General features: G+C 59.0%; 15 protein-coding genes. 7 read left to right on the top strand and 8 right to left on the bottom strand.

Annotated features, from left to right (window positions below; all coding sequences use genetic code 11):
• Positions 1-22 precede the first annotated feature (22 nt).
• From QO002_RS01345 to QO002_RS01335, 3 genes are all read left to right on the top strand, one after another.
• A complete protein-coding gene (locus QO002_RS01345) occupies positions 23-268 on the top strand; it encodes a hypothetical protein (RefSeq protein WP_307225937.1) in 246 nt (81 codons plus the stop codon).
• A 163-nt stretch (positions 269-431) separates the two neighbouring features.
• On the top strand, positions 432-1,037 hold the full coding sequence (gene leuD / locus QO002_RS01340; protein WP_307225935.1) for a 3-isopropylmalate dehydratase small subunit: 606 nt from the start codon (positions 432-434) through the stop codon (positions 1,035-1,037).
• Positions 1,038-1,043: 6 nt separating this feature from the next.
• On the top strand, positions 1,044-1,430 hold the full coding sequence (locus QO002_RS01335; protein ID WP_307225932.1) for a RidA family protein: 387 nt from the start codon (positions 1,044-1,046) through the stop codon (positions 1,428-1,430).
• A 33-nt stretch (positions 1,431-1,463) separates the two neighbouring features.
• On the opposite strand, the gene QO002_RS01330 is transcribed toward QO002_RS01335, so the two are convergent.
• Entirely contained in the window at positions 1,464-1,640 is a 177-nt protein-coding gene (locus QO002_RS01330) for a hypothetical protein (RefSeq protein ID WP_307225930.1), read from the bottom strand.
• 374 nt (positions 1,641-2,014) lie between these two features.
• Between QO002_RS01330 and QO002_RS01325 the strand changes: the two genes are divergently transcribed.
• Positions 2,015-2,497: a flavin reductase family protein gene (locus tag QO002_RS01325; protein ID WP_307233061.1), complete on the top strand. Its 483-nt coding sequence runs from the start codon at positions 2,015-2,017 to the stop codon at positions 2,495-2,497.
• A gap of 172 nt (positions 2,498-2,669) precedes the next feature.
• On the opposite strand, the gene QO002_RS01320 is transcribed toward QO002_RS01325, so the two are convergent.
• The 5 genes from QO002_RS01320 to QO002_RS01300 form a co-directional block, all read right to left on the bottom strand.
• Positions 2,670-3,173, bottom strand: coding sequence for a pyridoxamine 5'-phosphate oxidase family protein (locus QO002_RS01320; protein ID WP_307225928.1), 504 nt, complete (start codon positions 3,171-3,173; stop codon positions 2,670-2,672).
• A gap of 39 nt (positions 3,174-3,212) precedes the next feature.
• The gene (locus tag QO002_RS01315; protein WP_307225926.1) at positions 3,213-3,770 is read right to left on the bottom strand and encodes a DJ-1/PfpI/YhbO family deglycase/protease; all 558 of its coding nucleotides are present in this window, start codon (positions 3,768-3,770) and stop codon (positions 3,213-3,215) included.
• A gap of 145 nt (positions 3,771-3,915) precedes the next feature.
• Positions 3,916-5,037 (bottom strand): NAD(P)/FAD-dependent oxidoreductase, encoded by a 1,122-nt coding sequence (locus QO002_RS01310; protein WP_307225924.1) that lies wholly within the window; start codon positions 5,035-5,037, stop codon positions 3,916-3,918.
• Positions 5,038-5,151: 114 nt separating this feature from the next.
• Positions 5,152-6,087 carry a LysR family transcriptional regulator gene (locus QO002_RS01305; protein WP_307225922.1) on the bottom strand — a complete coding sequence of 312 codons (936 nt, stop codon included), beginning with the start codon at positions 6,085-6,087 and terminating at the stop codon, positions 5,152-5,154.
• Positions 6,088-6,091: 4 nt separating this feature from the next.
• Positions 6,092-7,336, bottom strand: a complete 1,245-nt coding sequence (locus QO002_RS01300) for a M24 family metallopeptidase (RefSeq protein ID WP_307225920.1) — start codon at positions 7,334-7,336, stop codon at positions 6,092-6,094.
• Positions 7,337-7,471: 135 nt separating this feature from the next.
• On the opposite strand from QO002_RS01300, the gene QO002_RS01295 reads away from it, so the two are divergent.
• Together QO002_RS01295 and QO002_RS01290 are read left to right on the top strand one after the other, a co-directional pair.
• Positions 7,472-8,659, top strand: coding sequence for an acyl-CoA dehydrogenase (locus QO002_RS01295; protein WP_307225917.1), 1,188 nt, complete (start codon positions 7,472-7,474; stop codon positions 8,657-8,659).
• 9 nt (positions 8,660-8,668) lie between these two features.
• Positions 8,669-9,838, top strand: a complete 1,170-nt coding sequence (locus QO002_RS01290) for a CaiB/BaiF CoA transferase family protein (protein ID WP_307225915.1) — start codon at positions 8,669-8,671, stop codon at positions 9,836-9,838.
• Between the two features lie 27 nt (positions 9,839-9,865).
• On the opposite strand, the gene QO002_RS01285 is transcribed toward QO002_RS01290, so the two are convergent.
• Positions 9,866-11,329 carry an NAD-dependent succinate-semialdehyde dehydrogenase gene (locus tag QO002_RS01285; RefSeq protein WP_307225913.1) on the bottom strand — a complete coding sequence of 488 codons (1,464 nt, stop codon included), beginning with the start codon at positions 11,327-11,329 and terminating at the stop codon, positions 9,866-9,868.
• 164 nt (positions 11,330-11,493) lie between these two features.
• Positions 11,494-12,765 (bottom strand): 4-aminobutyrate--2-oxoglutarate transaminase, encoded by a 1,272-nt coding sequence (locus tag QO002_RS01280; protein ID WP_307225911.1) that lies wholly within the window; start codon positions 12,763-12,765, stop codon positions 11,494-11,496.
• Positions 12,766-13,183: 418 nt separating this feature from the next.
• Between QO002_RS01280 and QO002_RS01275 the strand changes: the two genes are divergently transcribed.
• Complete coding sequence (locus QO002_RS01275) at positions 13,184-13,438, top strand: type II toxin-antitoxin system RelB/DinJ family antitoxin (protein ID WP_307225909.1); 255 nt, start codon at positions 13,184-13,186, stop codon at positions 13,436-13,438.
• Positions 13,439-13,440 lie beyond the last annotated feature (2 nt).

Raw genomic sequence — 13,440 nt, 5'->3', positions numbered from 1 at the left:
CGGGTAACGAAAGGTGATGAACATGCAAAGCATTCGCTCTTTTCTCCTGACTGCCGCGGGCATCGCGTTCACGCTGATGGCATTCGTCTTTACGGCGTCGCTCGGATTGGCCCTGGCCGGCATCGTGGCCGTGCTGATGGTGGGAAGTGCCGTTTCGGCGCGTCTCTCCCCCAAGCCTGTTCGTGCGACAGCGCGCGCGAATAGCACACGTCCGCGACGGGAGCCGCGTATCTGGAACGACGGCCGCGGCACGATCATCGATCTCTGATGACATGCCTTCTGCCGGGACAATATCTTCCTTGTCTCGGCAATGCCTGCGATCGGGCGGTTTGCAAGTGCCAGCAGAGCAGATTTTCCTTCATTTTGGCGCAGAATTGATCTAAACGCTGGACGCAATTTCTTGTGTCCCGTTGAATTGAAAGCGCACAGTCATGGACAAGTTCGTCAAGCTCACCGGCGTTGCCGCGCCCCTTCCCGTCGTCAACATCGACACGGATATGATCATTCCGAAGGATTACCTGAAGACGATCAAGCGCACCGGCCTCGGCACCGGCCTCTTCGCCGAAGCGCGCTATAACGAAGACGGCTCCGTCAACGAGGATTTTGTCCTCAACAAGCCGGCCTACCAGAACGCCAAGATCCTCGTCGCTGGCGACAATTTCGGCTGTGGTTCCTCGCGCGAGCACGCGCCGTGGGCGCTGCTCGACTTCGGCATCCGTTGCGTGATTTCCACGTCCTTTGCCGATATCTTCTACAACAACTGTTTCAAGAACGGCATCCTGCCGGTGGTCGTCTCTCCGGAAGATCTCGAAAAGCTGATGGACGACGCCAGCCGTGGCTCCAATGCCGTGCTGACGGTCGATCTGGAAAGCCAGGAAATCACCGGCCCGGATGGCGGCAAGATCACCTTCGAGCTCGACGCCTTCAAGCGTCATTGCATGTTGAACGGTCTCGACGATATCGGCCTGACACTGGAGAAGGTCTCCTCGATCGACACGTTCGAGAAGGCAAACGCCACGTTGCATCCCTGGGCCTGAGCGTCGATGCCAAGTCCACGCAAACTGGTTTCATCCGGCTCGCCGTTCGAAAAGACGGCGGGCTATTCCCGTGCAGTGGTTCAGGGCGACTGGTGCTTCGTTTCCGGCACGACCGGTTATGACTACACGACGATGAGCATGCCGGCGACGGTTGAGGCGCAGACGCGAAATTGTCTGAAGACGATCGAGGCGGCGTTGGCGCAAGCCGGCTTCTCGCTGAAGGATGCCGTCCGGAACCATTATTACGTGACCGATGCGGCCTATGCCGACATTGTATTTCCGATCCTGGGCGAAGCCTTTGGTGACATTCGCCCGGCTGCCACCATGGTGGTCTGTGATCTCATAAAGCCTGAGATGCTGATCGAGATCGAAGTGACGGCGTTCAAGGGATAAGTTACCCTAGGCAGACGCAGCGTTCTCCAGGCCTCAGTAGAAGAGGTGCCAGGGCGTCAGGAAAGCCCGGCTCAGATCTTCCAAGCGCGAGGGCTCAACATCGATCTGATCGTCGGTGCTGCGCACGGATGGTTTTTCGGCGCGCACGGATTTCTCCGGTTTCGCCGGAGGTGTCAGATAGCCGAGTGTCATTCCACCGAGATAAAACATGCCAACCCCTTTTGTCCGACAGGATCATTAATTGTTTTGACACAAAGTTGCCGCAATTTGAACCGGTGTCAATAGTCCATCAAAACGGTGCGTTATCCTATCCCTGGTCCGCTGCAAGCCATCCCAGGTTTGGAAATATGTTGGATCGCTGGAAATATAATAATCTATATAATTTGTTAGGAAAGAAATTTGCATCCGCTGCAGTCACTCTGCGGGAAGTTTCTTTGCTTGAGAAAGCGTGTCAATTGATGCCACATTTGCCGCAATGGTAAACGCAGGAGGCATCCGGAGTGAATCTTGTGCTGAGAAAGTCTGTCGATGCGGAGTTGGGTCGCTTTGGCGAAGCTGAAGCGACACGCGAGGCGTTTGCGCATATTGCCGATGAGGCTTCGTTGAAAACAGCCATGCGGCGCATGTCTGGCGGCGTTTCCGTGATCACGGCCGGTGTCGGCGAAGAACGCACGGGAGCCACCGTGACATCTGCCACCGCTCTCTCAGTCGATCCGCCGACGATGATCGTCAATATCAATCGCAGCTCTTCAAGCTGGCCGGTCATCAGCCGCTACGGGCATTTCTGCGTCAATATCCTGTCTGCCGAACAGCAGGATATTGCGGATCGTTTCGCCGGCAAGGGAGGGCTCAAAGGAGCTTCCCGCTACGACGGCGCGGAATGGTTTACGCTTGCAAGCGGTGCTTCTGCGCTGCGTGGAGCGTTGGCGGTTATTGACTGTGAGGTGGATGAAATCATCGAGCGTCACAGCCATGCGATCATTCTCGGGCGCGTGGTCTCGATCGTCGCGGGTGAGGGTCATTCGCTGCTCTATAATAATGGCAGCTACGGTCGCTTTTCTCTGTGATTGGCTTGGTCCTATAAATACGAAAAGCCCGGCTGCAGCAAAGCAGCCGGGCTTTTCCATGCGTATTCGTGCTTAGAAGATGTCTGGCTCAGATTGAGCCAGACATCTTCTCGATCTTTTGTTTCTGTTTGTCCTTTCGGGAAAACCGGTTTCCACTTTTCCCTGACGAACTCTAATGCGGCAACGAAATCTGCGTGTGGTAACCTATGTCCGGCTCCTTGCCGGTCAGATTTGCCTTTGCCATTTCCCAGCCGAAACGCAGCGTGCTGTTGGAGGAGGCCCAGATCGCGACATCGTCGAGGCGCAGCCGCAGCATGGTGAGTTGTGGATCGTCCTTGCCGCCTTCGAACCAGGCGGCCACCATGGGTGACCAGTATTTGTCGACATGTTCCGGGGATTCAACTTCATCGATCTGACCGGCAAGGCACGCATGATAGTCGTGATCCTTGCTGATCACACAGAAGTGTGCCCGTTCACCGGTCCTGACCGCCTTGACGAGATCGCTGTCGTCACGGCTGTAAAACCAGATGGAATTGCTTTCCTTCTCGATAAATGGCGCCATCGGCTGCATGTGTTGGCCTGACTCCTCTACGCCCAGCATGCCGGCATGGACATCGCCCACGACATCCCACAGTTGCTGCAGCGGATCCTTTTTCGCTTTCGATAGATCGGCCATGAATTTTTCCTCTCTAAAATATGTTGGAATGGGCTGAGCTCAGGCGGCGCGGCGCTCGTGGCCCTCTTCGACTTCCTCGACGATCTTGTCGACGAAGGCCGGCAGATCGTCCGGGCAACGCGAGGTGATGATGCCCTTGTCGGTGACGACAGGGGTATCGGACCAATCCGCACCGGCGTTTTTCATGTCGGTCGTGATGGAGCCGTAGGACGTTGCTTTGAGGCCTTTGACTGCGCCTGCCTCGATCAGCAGCCACGGCCCATGGCAAATGGCTGCAACGACCTTGCCGGAGGCCACGAACTCGCGCACGACACGCATCGCGTCGTCATCATGACGAAGGATATCCGGATTCATCTGGCCGCCTGGCAGCACGAGCGCATCGAAATCATCGATATCAACGTCGGTGGCCAGAAGATCGACCTCGACCGTCTCGCCCCAGTTCTTCTTGTCCCAGCTCTTGATCGGTTGTTTTTTGATGGAGGCGATCTTCACATCTGCGCCGCGCTTCTTCAGTTCTTCGAGCGGGAAACGCAGTTCCGAACGCTCGTAGCCATCAGTGGCGAGGATGAGGATCCTGGATTTGTTGATGAAGGGCATGTGCCAACTCCCATTGTTTGCTATTGGGGGGTGGGTTCGCCTTCATAACGATGCCGCGCGACAAACGTTCCGTTGAAATCGTAATGATAAACTGCCGCAGGATGACAGCGCGACAGGCCATCGGTGGGGCGGATATTTGAGGCGTTTAGAAACGTGCCGGGTTGAATATCTCGGCGGATATTCCGTTTTGAGCAAAAGCCGCGGGCGGGGCAGAGCCCGTCAAAAGATGAGCGGCAAATGCGCCAAGGGCGGGCGATGTGAGGATGCCGAAGCCGCCCTGTCCTGCCAGCCAGAAGAAATCGGGTCGAGATGGTATGCATCCCACGACCGGTAGTCGGTCTGGTGAAAAACTGCGCATGCCCGCCCAGCTTTTGGCAACGCGTCTGACGGGGATAGCGGTGGCTTCCTTGATGTAGTGCGCGGCCCAGGCAACGTCGATTTCCTCCGGCTGTACATCACCCGGCTCGCAGGGGGTGGCGTCAGCTGGCGAAGCCAGAAGTCGCCCGGCATCCGGCTTCATGTAGAAGGCCTCGTCGATCTCGTTGATCTCCGGCATATCCGAGGCGTCCATGCCTTCCGGCAAATCGACGGTGATCGCCGTACGGCGATGTGGCACGATGCCCAGCGGCGTTACGCCGAACATTGAGGCTGTTTCGTCCGCCCAGCCCCCCGCGGCATTGACGACCGTTCTGGCCCGCACAATTCCGCTCGCAGTCTCGATCAGCCAGATGCCATTTTCCTGCCACGCCGAGACAACGCCATGGTTTTCCAGAATATCGGCACCGTTGCGCCGCGCACCCCTGGTATATCCTTGGAGGAGGCTTTCGACCTCGATGTCCCAGAAATTCGGATCGTAGAATGCGGCTGCCACATAGTCCGGTCGCAGGATTGGCACGCGAGCGAGCGTTTCTTCAAGAGTGAGCTTCTCGAGTTCGGGTGTGAAGGCAAGCTCCGCTCGAAATATGTCCTCCAGGCGAGACGCCTTCTCTGCATTGGCGATCATCACGCCGCCGCGTTGCGTCAAAAGTGGAATGGACGAAAAACTCTCCGGCGGTGCGTCGAAGAAGCCCTTGGCGATCGTCGCGAGAGCGCAGACTTCCGGTGCATTGTAGCGCAGGACGAATTCTGCCGCGGATCGACCCGTGCTGTGGTAGCCGAGCGCTTCCTCACGCTCCAGAACGGCAATCTTTCGATGCGGGCTGAGGAAATAGGCCAGCGAGAGCCCGGCAATACCACCGCCGATAATGGCGACGTCATATGTTGTCATGGCTCTCGGTTTCCGCTGCCTGCTGATGATGGCGGCACCTTACGAAGATTTTGTCCTCTCTTCCAATTTAAAGGGATAAAGGTCGCTATAAGGCTGATTGATGCTCCCGACACTTCAAAGGCTGTGATCGAGGGGCTCTGTATCGGAAACATGGCGTAGAAACGCCGCCTCGGCCGGATTGAGGATCGCGTTCGGGTTAGAGATGCGGAAAACATCGGTCGTCGGCAGCATGCTGTATGGCGGCAGCTGCCAGAGTTCACCCGCGGCAACACCGGCGGCTGCCAGATGGTCCGGCATCATGCCGATGCCGATATTGGCTGTGATCAGCCGGATCACCTCTTCCACGTTTGAGGAAACGGCACGCACTTTCTGGCCAAAGGAGCCCATGGCGCGAACGGCCGTCACTGCATTCATATGCTGGCCGCCGAGCACGTCGGCGGTGAAGGCGATGTAAGGATCGCCGCGCAGGTCGTTGAGCTGTGCATCCGTCACGCCGAAAAGCCGGTGGCCTCGGCCGCAGTAAAGTGCGTATTGCTCGCGAATGTGGAAAGCCTTCGTCAATGTCTCCGGTATGTTGCCATCGCAAAGTCCGAGTGTGGCGACACCGCGCTCGACGGCGCTCAGCACATCGACGGTTGTTTCAATCGTGATGCTGACCGTAGCCTTGGGATGAAGCTGGAAGAAACTCTGAAGCTTTTGATCCCAGGCGTCATTGTGGGCATGACTGACACTGTGGATGCTGACATGGCCGGTGATGTCCTCACCGGCGGCTTCCAGCGTATCCGGCAGCCGGACCACGGCGGCAAAGATGTCGCGGCATTGTCGATGGAGCCGTGCACCGGCCTCGGTCAGTTCGAAACGGCCAGGGCGCCGGTCGATCAGCTTCTGCTCAAGCGTTTGCTCGAGCCGTTTGAGCGCCATGCTGACGGCCGGTTGTTGCAAAAGCAGCCGGTTTGCCGCTGCCGTGATGCTTCCCTCCTCCACGACGATGACGAAGGTGCGAAGCAGGTTCCAGTCGAGATTGTGGGCGAAACGTTCGAGGCGGTGCATAGGGTTACACGCTGACAAGGCCGCGGGGGAGCCGGTTCATGATCTCGTGACCATCGGCCGTGATCAGCAACTGATCCTCTATGATCATGCCGCCGACGCCATCGACATACCACGGCGTCTCGAAGGCCAGCACCATTCCGGGCTCCAGCAGCGTCTCGCTCGTTGCCGAGAGGAAGGGCCACTCCTCGCTTCCCGGCCCGGTGCCGAGCCCATGGCCGAAATGGCCTCGGGTAAAATCAGGAAAGCCAGCATTCGCTATCGCGTGGGTGGCAGCCCGATGAACTGCACTCATGGCATTGCCGGGCCTGAGTTTGTCGAGGCCTGCGGCGAAGGCCGCTTCCAACCCCTGAAACAGCCGGCTTTGCAAAGCCGTCGGCTTGCCGCAGACGAAGGTCCGGCCGGTATCGGAGGTGTAGCCGGAAATGAGGCAGCCGACGTCGACCTTGATCAGCGACCCTTCCTCGACGGCGCCGCCCTGTATCCAGGGATTGGGGCCGACAGAGACATATTCCCAAAGCCCCGTCAGGTTCTTGACGCCGCGCCGCGCGGCTTCCTCCTTGACGCCCGTCGTCCACGCCGCTGCCAGCGCATCGCGTGAAACGTCGATCGCAATCGTTTTTTGAAGCATCTCGATACCCGCCTCGGAAAGGGCGACTGCGGTTCTCAGGTGCTCGATTTCTGCAGGGGATTTGATCATGCGCAACTGCGCGACAAGCCGGCTTGCATCGACAAACGTGGCATCCGGTAGGGCATTCTGTAACCGCCGAAAATCGCTTACAGAGAGACTCTCCAGTTCAATGCCGATATGTCCGCCCTGCAGTCCTCTGTCAGCGAGAATATCGGCAGCGTGCTGGAAGCCGAGATCAGCATCGAAGGTTTCCGGCCGGGCAAAGCCGCCTTTCCTGCCCTTGATGCGGAGTGCCTCTGCGACAAGGTTTGCGGCATCGGGATCGAAGGCAATGCCGGTGATATCAGCAGTCTCTACCCAGATGGGATTGATGCGGATATCGGTGATGGAGCTGGCGACCCGAAAAGCTGCCTCGAACAGGTCGCTGACAACCGCACCCTCCGCAATTGCAGGGTCCGCGGGGACAACGGCGGCGATGGCGCCGGTCTTGCGCCACATGGTGGCCACGCCGGCGGGCGCGCTCGTCGCATAGGTGAAGGTTTCAGCCGTCAGCAGCAGCAGGGCATCGATCCCTTCCGCTTCCATAAGTCTCGCCGCCCGCTGTCGATCCAGATGCGCCATGGTTATGCCTCGTCCTTGCAGATGCGGTTCCATACCATTCCTGCGGCGCATGAGGCAGTGCCTCATTTTCGTTTGTAACGCTTGTCCCCGCTTGCCATAAGTGCTGCCATAGGGATCGAGTTACAGGAGGAACACATGGGTCAGCGCAATCAGTTTCAATGGGACGATGCGTTCCTGCTGGAAGATCAGCTTACCGAAGATGAGCGCATGATCCGCGATACGGCCCGCGCCTATGCGCAGGACAAGCTGCAGCCGCGCGTGATCGAGGCCTATCGTGAAGAGGCGACCGATCCGTCGATCTTCCGGGAAATGGGCGAGCTTGGCCTGCTCGGCGTCACCGTTTCGGATACCTATGGCGGCGTCGGCGCATCCTATGTCGCCTATGGCCTTGTGGCCCGCGAAGTCGAGCGCGTCGATTCCGGCTATCGCTCGATGATGAGCGTGCAATCCTCGCTGGTGATCTATCCCATCTACGCTTACGGCTCCGAGGAGCAGAAGCAGAAATACCTGCCGAAGCTGATCAGCGGCGAGTGGATCGGCTGCTTTGGTCTTACCGAGCCCGATGCTGGTTCCGATCCGGGTGGGATGAAAACGCGCGCGATCAAGACCGACGTCGGCTATCGGCTGTCTGGTTCCAAGATGTGGATCTCGAATGCGCCGATCGCTGACGTCTTCGTCGTCTGGGCGAAGTCCGAGGCCCATGGCGGCGCGATCCGTGGTTTCGTGCTGGAAAAGGGCATGAAAGGCCTCTCCGCGCCAAAGATTGCCGGCAAGCTCTCGCTGCGCGCCTCGATCACCGGTGAGATCGTGCTTGCCGATGTCGAAGTTGGTGAAGACGCGCTGCTGCCGAATGTAGAAGGTCTGAAGGGTCCCTTCGGGTGCCTCAACCGGGCGCGCTACGGCATTTCCTGGGGCTCGCTCGGTGCCGCCGAATTCTGCTGGCATGCTGCCCGTCAATATGGTCTCGACCGCAAGCAGTTCGGCCGGCCGCTCGCGCAAACGCAGCTCTTCCAGAAGAAGCTTGCGGACATGCAGACGGAAATCTCGCTCGGCCTTCTGGCGTCGCTGCGCGTCGGCCGGTTGATGGATGAAGGCAAGATGGCGCCGGAAATGATCTCCATCGTCAAGCGCAACAATTGCGGCAAGGCGCTCGATATCGCCCGCATGGCGCGTGACATGCACGGCGGTAACGGTATCTCGGAAGAATTCCAGGTCATGCGTCACATGGTCAATCTGGAAACGGTCAATACCTATGAGGGCACCCACGACGTGCACGCCCTCATCCTCGGCCGCGCCCAGACCGGGCTGCAGGCATTTTTCTGAGGCGATGCTATGTCAGCTCCGCTGGAAGGACTGAAGGTTCTCGAACTCGCGCGTATCCTGGCCGGCCCCTGGATCGGCCAGACGCTCGCCGATCTCGGCGCCGATGTGATCAAGGTCGAAAGCTCCCAAGGTGATGACACCCGAACCTGGGGGCCTCCCTTCGTCGAGGGAGAGGGCGGCGCTCAGCTCGATGCCGCCTATTTCCATGCCTGCAATCGTGGCAAGCGTTCCGTGGTACTCGATTTCACCACACCGGAAGGGCAGGAGGCTGTTCGCCGGCTTGCTGCGCAATCGGACGTAGTCTTGGAAAACTTCAAGGTCGGGGGCCTCAGGAAATACGGTCTCGACTATGAGAGCCTGAAGGCGATCAATCCGCGCCTCATCTATTGTTCGGTGACCGGTTTCGGGCAGGACGGCCCCTATGCTCATCGCGCCGGCTATGACTACATCATCCAGGGCATGAGCGGCATCATGGATTTGACGGGCGACCCCAATGGCGAGCCGCAGAAGATCGGTGTTGCCTTCGCCGATATCTTCACCGGGCTTTATGGCGTCATCGGTATCCAGGCAGCCCTTGTCCAGCGGGAACGCACCGGCGAGGGCCAGCAGATCGATATGGCACTCTATGATAGCATGACCGGCGTTCTCGCCAATCAGGCGCTGAATTTTCTTGTTTCAGGGAATTCGCCACGCCGTTTGGGCAATGCCCATCCGAATATCGCGCCTTATCAGGTTTTTCCGGTTGCCGATGGTCATCTTATCGTCGCTGTCGGGAATGACCGCCAGTTCGTCAAGTTCTGTACCTTGCTAGGTCGCGACGATCTGGCGGCGGACGAGCGCTATCAGACCAATGCGCTGCGGGTGAAGCATCGCGACACACTGACGCCCGAGCTTGCCGGAGAAACTGTGAAATTCGAGCGAGAGCATCTTCTCGCGAAACTCGAAGACGCCGGAGTACCAGGCGGGCCGATCAACTCGGTTGCCGATGTGTTTTCCAATCCGCAGATCGTGCACAGATCAATGCGGGTTGATGCGCCCCATACAGGTGCCGCCGGCGGCTCAGCACCCGGCGTTCGTACGCCGATCACCTTTTCGGGGGCGGAGCTTGCGCTGGAGCGAGGTGCGCCCCGTCTTGGTGAGCACACGGAAGAGGTTCTGCGCGAGATCGGCATGGCCTGACGCATCCCCGGCCGTTCCGGAAATGCCTCAGATATTGCCCATGCAGAGATATTTCATCTCCAGATAATCTTCCGCACCATGGCGGGAGCCTTCGCGGCCGATACCGGATTGCTTGAGGCCGCCGAAGGGGGCGGCTTCGGAAGACATGCGGCCGGCGTTGATGCCGATCATGCCGTATTCCAGCGCTTCGGCCACATGCCAGACTTTCTTGAGTTCGGTCGCATAGAAATAGGCGGCAAGGCCGTAGATTGTGTCATTGGCCTCTGTAATCACATCCTCGATCGTCTCGAAACGAATGATCGGGGCCACAGGGCCGAAAGTCTCGTCGCAGGCAACCTGCATGCGACGATCGACGCCGGAGAGTACGGCTGGCGTATAGAACGCGCCGGCGCCCTCCAATCGCGTGCCGCCGCACATCAAGGTGGCACCCTTGGAAACGGCGTCCGTGACATGGGCTTCGACCTTGGCCATGGCGCGCTCGTCGATCAACGGACCGATTGTTACCGCGGGCGAGAAGCCGTCGCCGACGACGAGTTTCCTTGCTTCCTCCGCAAGCTTGCCCGCAAATTCGTCGTAGACGGCGGCCTGGACGTAGAAGCGGTTGGCTGACGTGCAGGTCTGGCCGGCATTGCGGAATTTCGCCTGGATTGCGCCGTCAACGGCCGCATCGATATCAGCGCACTCGAAAACGATGAAGGGTGCGCTGCCACCCAGCTCGAGGCTTACTTTCTTGATCTGGTCGGAACATTGCCGCATCAGGATACGGCCCACTTCCGTCGAGCCGGTGAAGCTGATCTTGCGAACCTTCGGATTGCTGCAGAGTTCGCGGCCGATCGCATCGCCTTCGGATGCGAGTACCAAATTGAATACACCTTCAGGAAGGCCGGCGCGGCGGGCAAGCGTATGCATGGCGAGCGCTATCAGCGGGGTCTGCTCGGCCGGCTTCAGGATGACCGTGCAGCCGACGGCAAGCGCAGGTGCGATCTTTCGCGCCACCATCGAGGCCGGAAAATTCCAAGGCGTGATCGTACCGACGACGCCGACGGGCTGTTTGATGACCAGCATGCGTCGATCCGTCGAAGGGGCTGGAAAGGTCTCGCCATAAACGCGCTTGGCTTCTTCTGCATACCATTCGATGTAAGCGGCGGCATGCTGAAGCTCGGATTTCGATTCTCCAAGCGGCTTGCCCATTTCCGCGGTCAGCACGGCGGCGAGATCGTCGAGGTGGGTCAGGATCAGGTCGTGCCAGCGTCGCAGGATGGCGCTACGTTCCTTGGCGGGACGAGCGGCCCAGGCCGTTTGGGCGATGGATGCCACCTCGATTGCGGCGCGCGTCTCCCCAACACCCATGTCCGGGAGCGTGGCGAGCAGATCCCCGGTCGATGGATTATGAACGGCAAAACGCGCGCCAGCCGGCGCGGCGATCGCATTTTCAAGACCGAGCAGGACGGATTCTTTTACATGGTCAGTGAGATGAGCGGTAAAGATCATCGGCGATCCTTTCTGCCGCGGTGTGCCGTCTGCGGGCGTTACCCTTGGACACCGGGCTTTCATGCGCGCGAAGGCTCGGCTCAGCGGAGGGACCGCCGATCTAGCGGATCGCGCGTCTGTCGTCCATCGGCAGGCTGCCCGCCGATGGACTTCGTTCTTTTCGTTCAGGCCGCCCGGGCTTCGAGGATCGAAGCTTCCAGAATGTCGAGGGCCTCGGCGAAGACCTCGTCCTGAATGGTGATCGGCGCCAGGAAGCGGATGACGTTGCCGTGCACGCCGCAGGTGAGCAGGATCAGGCCCTTTTCCAGCGCGACAAGCCGCACCTTGTTGGCGAATTCGGCGCTCGGCAAGTTGGTGATCGTGTCGTTGAATTCGACCGCATTCATGAAGCCGGGGCCGCGGATATCGACGATTTCCGGAACCTGTTCACGGATCGAGGCAAGGCGCTGCTTCAGGCGACCGCCGAGTTGTTCGGCGCGGTTGCAGAGGTCTTCATCCCTGATGACATCGAGGACGGCATGGGCCGCTGCAACGCCGATCGGGCTGCCGGCATAGGTGCCCCCGAGACCGCCCGGTCCTGGCGCATCCATCACATCCTTGCGGCCGGTGACAGCTGCAATCGGGAAGCCGCCGCCTAGACCCTTGGCCATGGTCACGAGGTCGGCTGCGACACCATAATGTTCCATGGCAAACAGCTTGCCGGTACGGGCAAAACCGGTCTGCACTTCATCGGCAATCAGCAGGATGCCGTGCTGATCGCAGATTTCGCGGATCGCCTTCATGAAGCTGACTGGTACCGGATAGAAGCCGCCCTCGCCTTGCACCGGCTCGATGATGATGGCTGCGACGCGGTTCGGATCGACATCGGCAGCAAAAAGCTTCTTCAGCACACCGAGCGACTGCTCGACGGTCGTGCCGTGCATCTCGACCGGGAAGGGTGCGTGGAAGACGTCGGCTGGCATGGCGCCGAAACCGACCTTGTAGGGCACGACCTTGCCGGTCAGCGCCATGCCCATGAAGGTACGGCCATGGAAGCCGCCGCTGAAGGCGATGACGGCCTGACGGCCTGTCGCGGCGCGGGCAATCTTGACGGCATTTTCGACGGCTTCGGCGCCTGTCGTGACGAAGATCGTCTTCTTTTCGAAATTGCCGGGGACGAGAGCGTTCAGGCGCTCGGCGAGCTCGACATAGTTCTCGTAGGGAACAACCTGATGGCAGGTGTGGGTGAAGCGGTCGAGCTGTTTCTTGACGGCTTCGATGACACGCGGGTGGCGATGGCCGGTGTTGACCACGGCAATACCTGCGGCGAAATCGATGTAGCGATTGCCTTCCTTGTCCCAGATCTCGGCATTTTCAGCGCGGTCGGCATAGATTTGCGTGGTCATGCCCACGCCACGGGAAATGGCTGCGTTCTTGCGGTCGGTGAGAGAGGTCACGGGCGTCGTCCTGAAGTGGGGGTGATAGTCAAATCCTATATTTTTTCTGTAAGGTTGCAAATCAAATTTTGTGATCGAATCCTTACGGTCAGCGAATGCTTTTTCTTGTCAAGAGGTAAGCGATGTGGCTACACTGTCGGAACATTGCAGCAATGGATATTTTTTTCGATATGGCGGGGTGGCAAAGCAAGGCTGAGCCACGCGCGATTGCCTACTTGAGTGCCTTTTCAACTCCGTACATTCACCGTCCGGTCGATATTTCAAGGCGCTCTTAGATCGTGAAAGAGAAAGCATGTCCGAACATTCCCGGGCATGCAGATACGGCACGAATTGCAAGAATTCATTTGGGGCTTTTCCGTTCTCGGCACGGTCGGTCCATTTCTTTCCTTGAAACGTTTAGCATCAGGAGAATGACGTCATGACAGCTGATACGATCATCCGGGCCCGTATCGATTCCGGGACGAAGCAACGTGCCATTGAAGCCCTGTCCGCCATGGGGCTCTCGCTTTCCGATGCCATCCGAATGCTGATGTTGCGCATTGCCGAGGAGCGGCGCCTGCCGTTCGAACTGAAGGTTCCGGAATACGAAGAGGCAGATGCCGATATGCCCGCCGGGCAGCCGGTTCGACGCGTAGAGAGTGGTGAAGATCTTTTCCGTGACCTGGAACACTGACA

The organism is Pararhizobium capsulatum DSM 1112 (assembly GCF_030814475.1).
Classification (GTDB): Bacteria; Pseudomonadota; Alphaproteobacteria; order Rhizobiales; family Rhizobiaceae; genus Pararhizobium; species Pararhizobium capsulatum.
This window is presented reverse-complemented; position numbering and strand designations above follow the sequence as displayed.

Excerpts from the sequence above, each read along its gene's own strand:
- QO002_RS01345 (WP_307225937.1), top strand. The coding sequence starts at position 23 with ATGCAAAGCATTCGCTCTTTTCTCCTGACTGCCGCGGGCATCGCGTTC.
- leuD (WP_307225935.1), top strand. The coding sequence starts at position 432 with ATGGACAAGTTCGTCAAGCTCACCGGCGTTGCCGCGCCCCTTCCCGTC.
- QO002_RS01335 (WP_307225932.1), top strand. The coding sequence starts at position 1,044 with ATGCCAAGTCCACGCAAACTGGTTTCATCCGGCTCGCCGTTCGAAAAG.
- QO002_RS01330 (WP_307225930.1), bottom strand. The coding sequence starts at position 1,640 with ATGTTTTATCTCGGTGGAATGACACTCGGCTATCTGACACCTCCGGCG.
- QO002_RS01320 (WP_307225928.1), bottom strand. The coding sequence starts at position 3,173 with ATGGCCGATCTATCGAAAGCGAAAAAGGATCCGCTGCAGCAACTGTGG.
- QO002_RS01315 (WP_307225926.1), bottom strand. The coding sequence starts at position 3,770 with ATGCCCTTCATCAACAAATCCAGGATCCTCATCCTCGCCACTGATGGC.
- QO002_RS01310 (WP_307225924.1), bottom strand. The coding sequence starts at position 5,037 with ATGACAACATATGACGTCGCCATTATCGGCGGTGGTATTGCCGGGCTC.
- QO002_RS01305 (WP_307225922.1), bottom strand. The coding sequence starts at position 6,087 with ATGCACCGCCTCGAACGTTTCGCCCACAATCTCGACTGGAACCTGCTT.
- QO002_RS01300 (WP_307225920.1), bottom strand. The coding sequence starts at position 7,336 with ATGGCGCATCTGGATCGACAGCGGGCGGCGAGACTTATGGAAGCGGAA.
- QO002_RS01295 (WP_307225917.1), top strand. The coding sequence starts at position 7,472 with ATGGGTCAGCGCAATCAGTTTCAATGGGACGATGCGTTCCTGCTGGAA.
- QO002_RS01290 (WP_307225915.1), top strand. The coding sequence starts at position 8,669 with ATGTCAGCTCCGCTGGAAGGACTGAAGGTTCTCGAACTCGCGCGTATC.
- QO002_RS01285 (WP_307225913.1), bottom strand. The coding sequence starts at position 11,329 with ATGATCTTTACCGCTCATCTCACTGACCATGTAAAAGAATCCGTCCTG.
- QO002_RS01275 (WP_307225909.1), top strand. The coding sequence starts at position 13,184 with ATGACAGCTGATACGATCATCCGGGCCCGTATCGATTCCGGGACGAAG.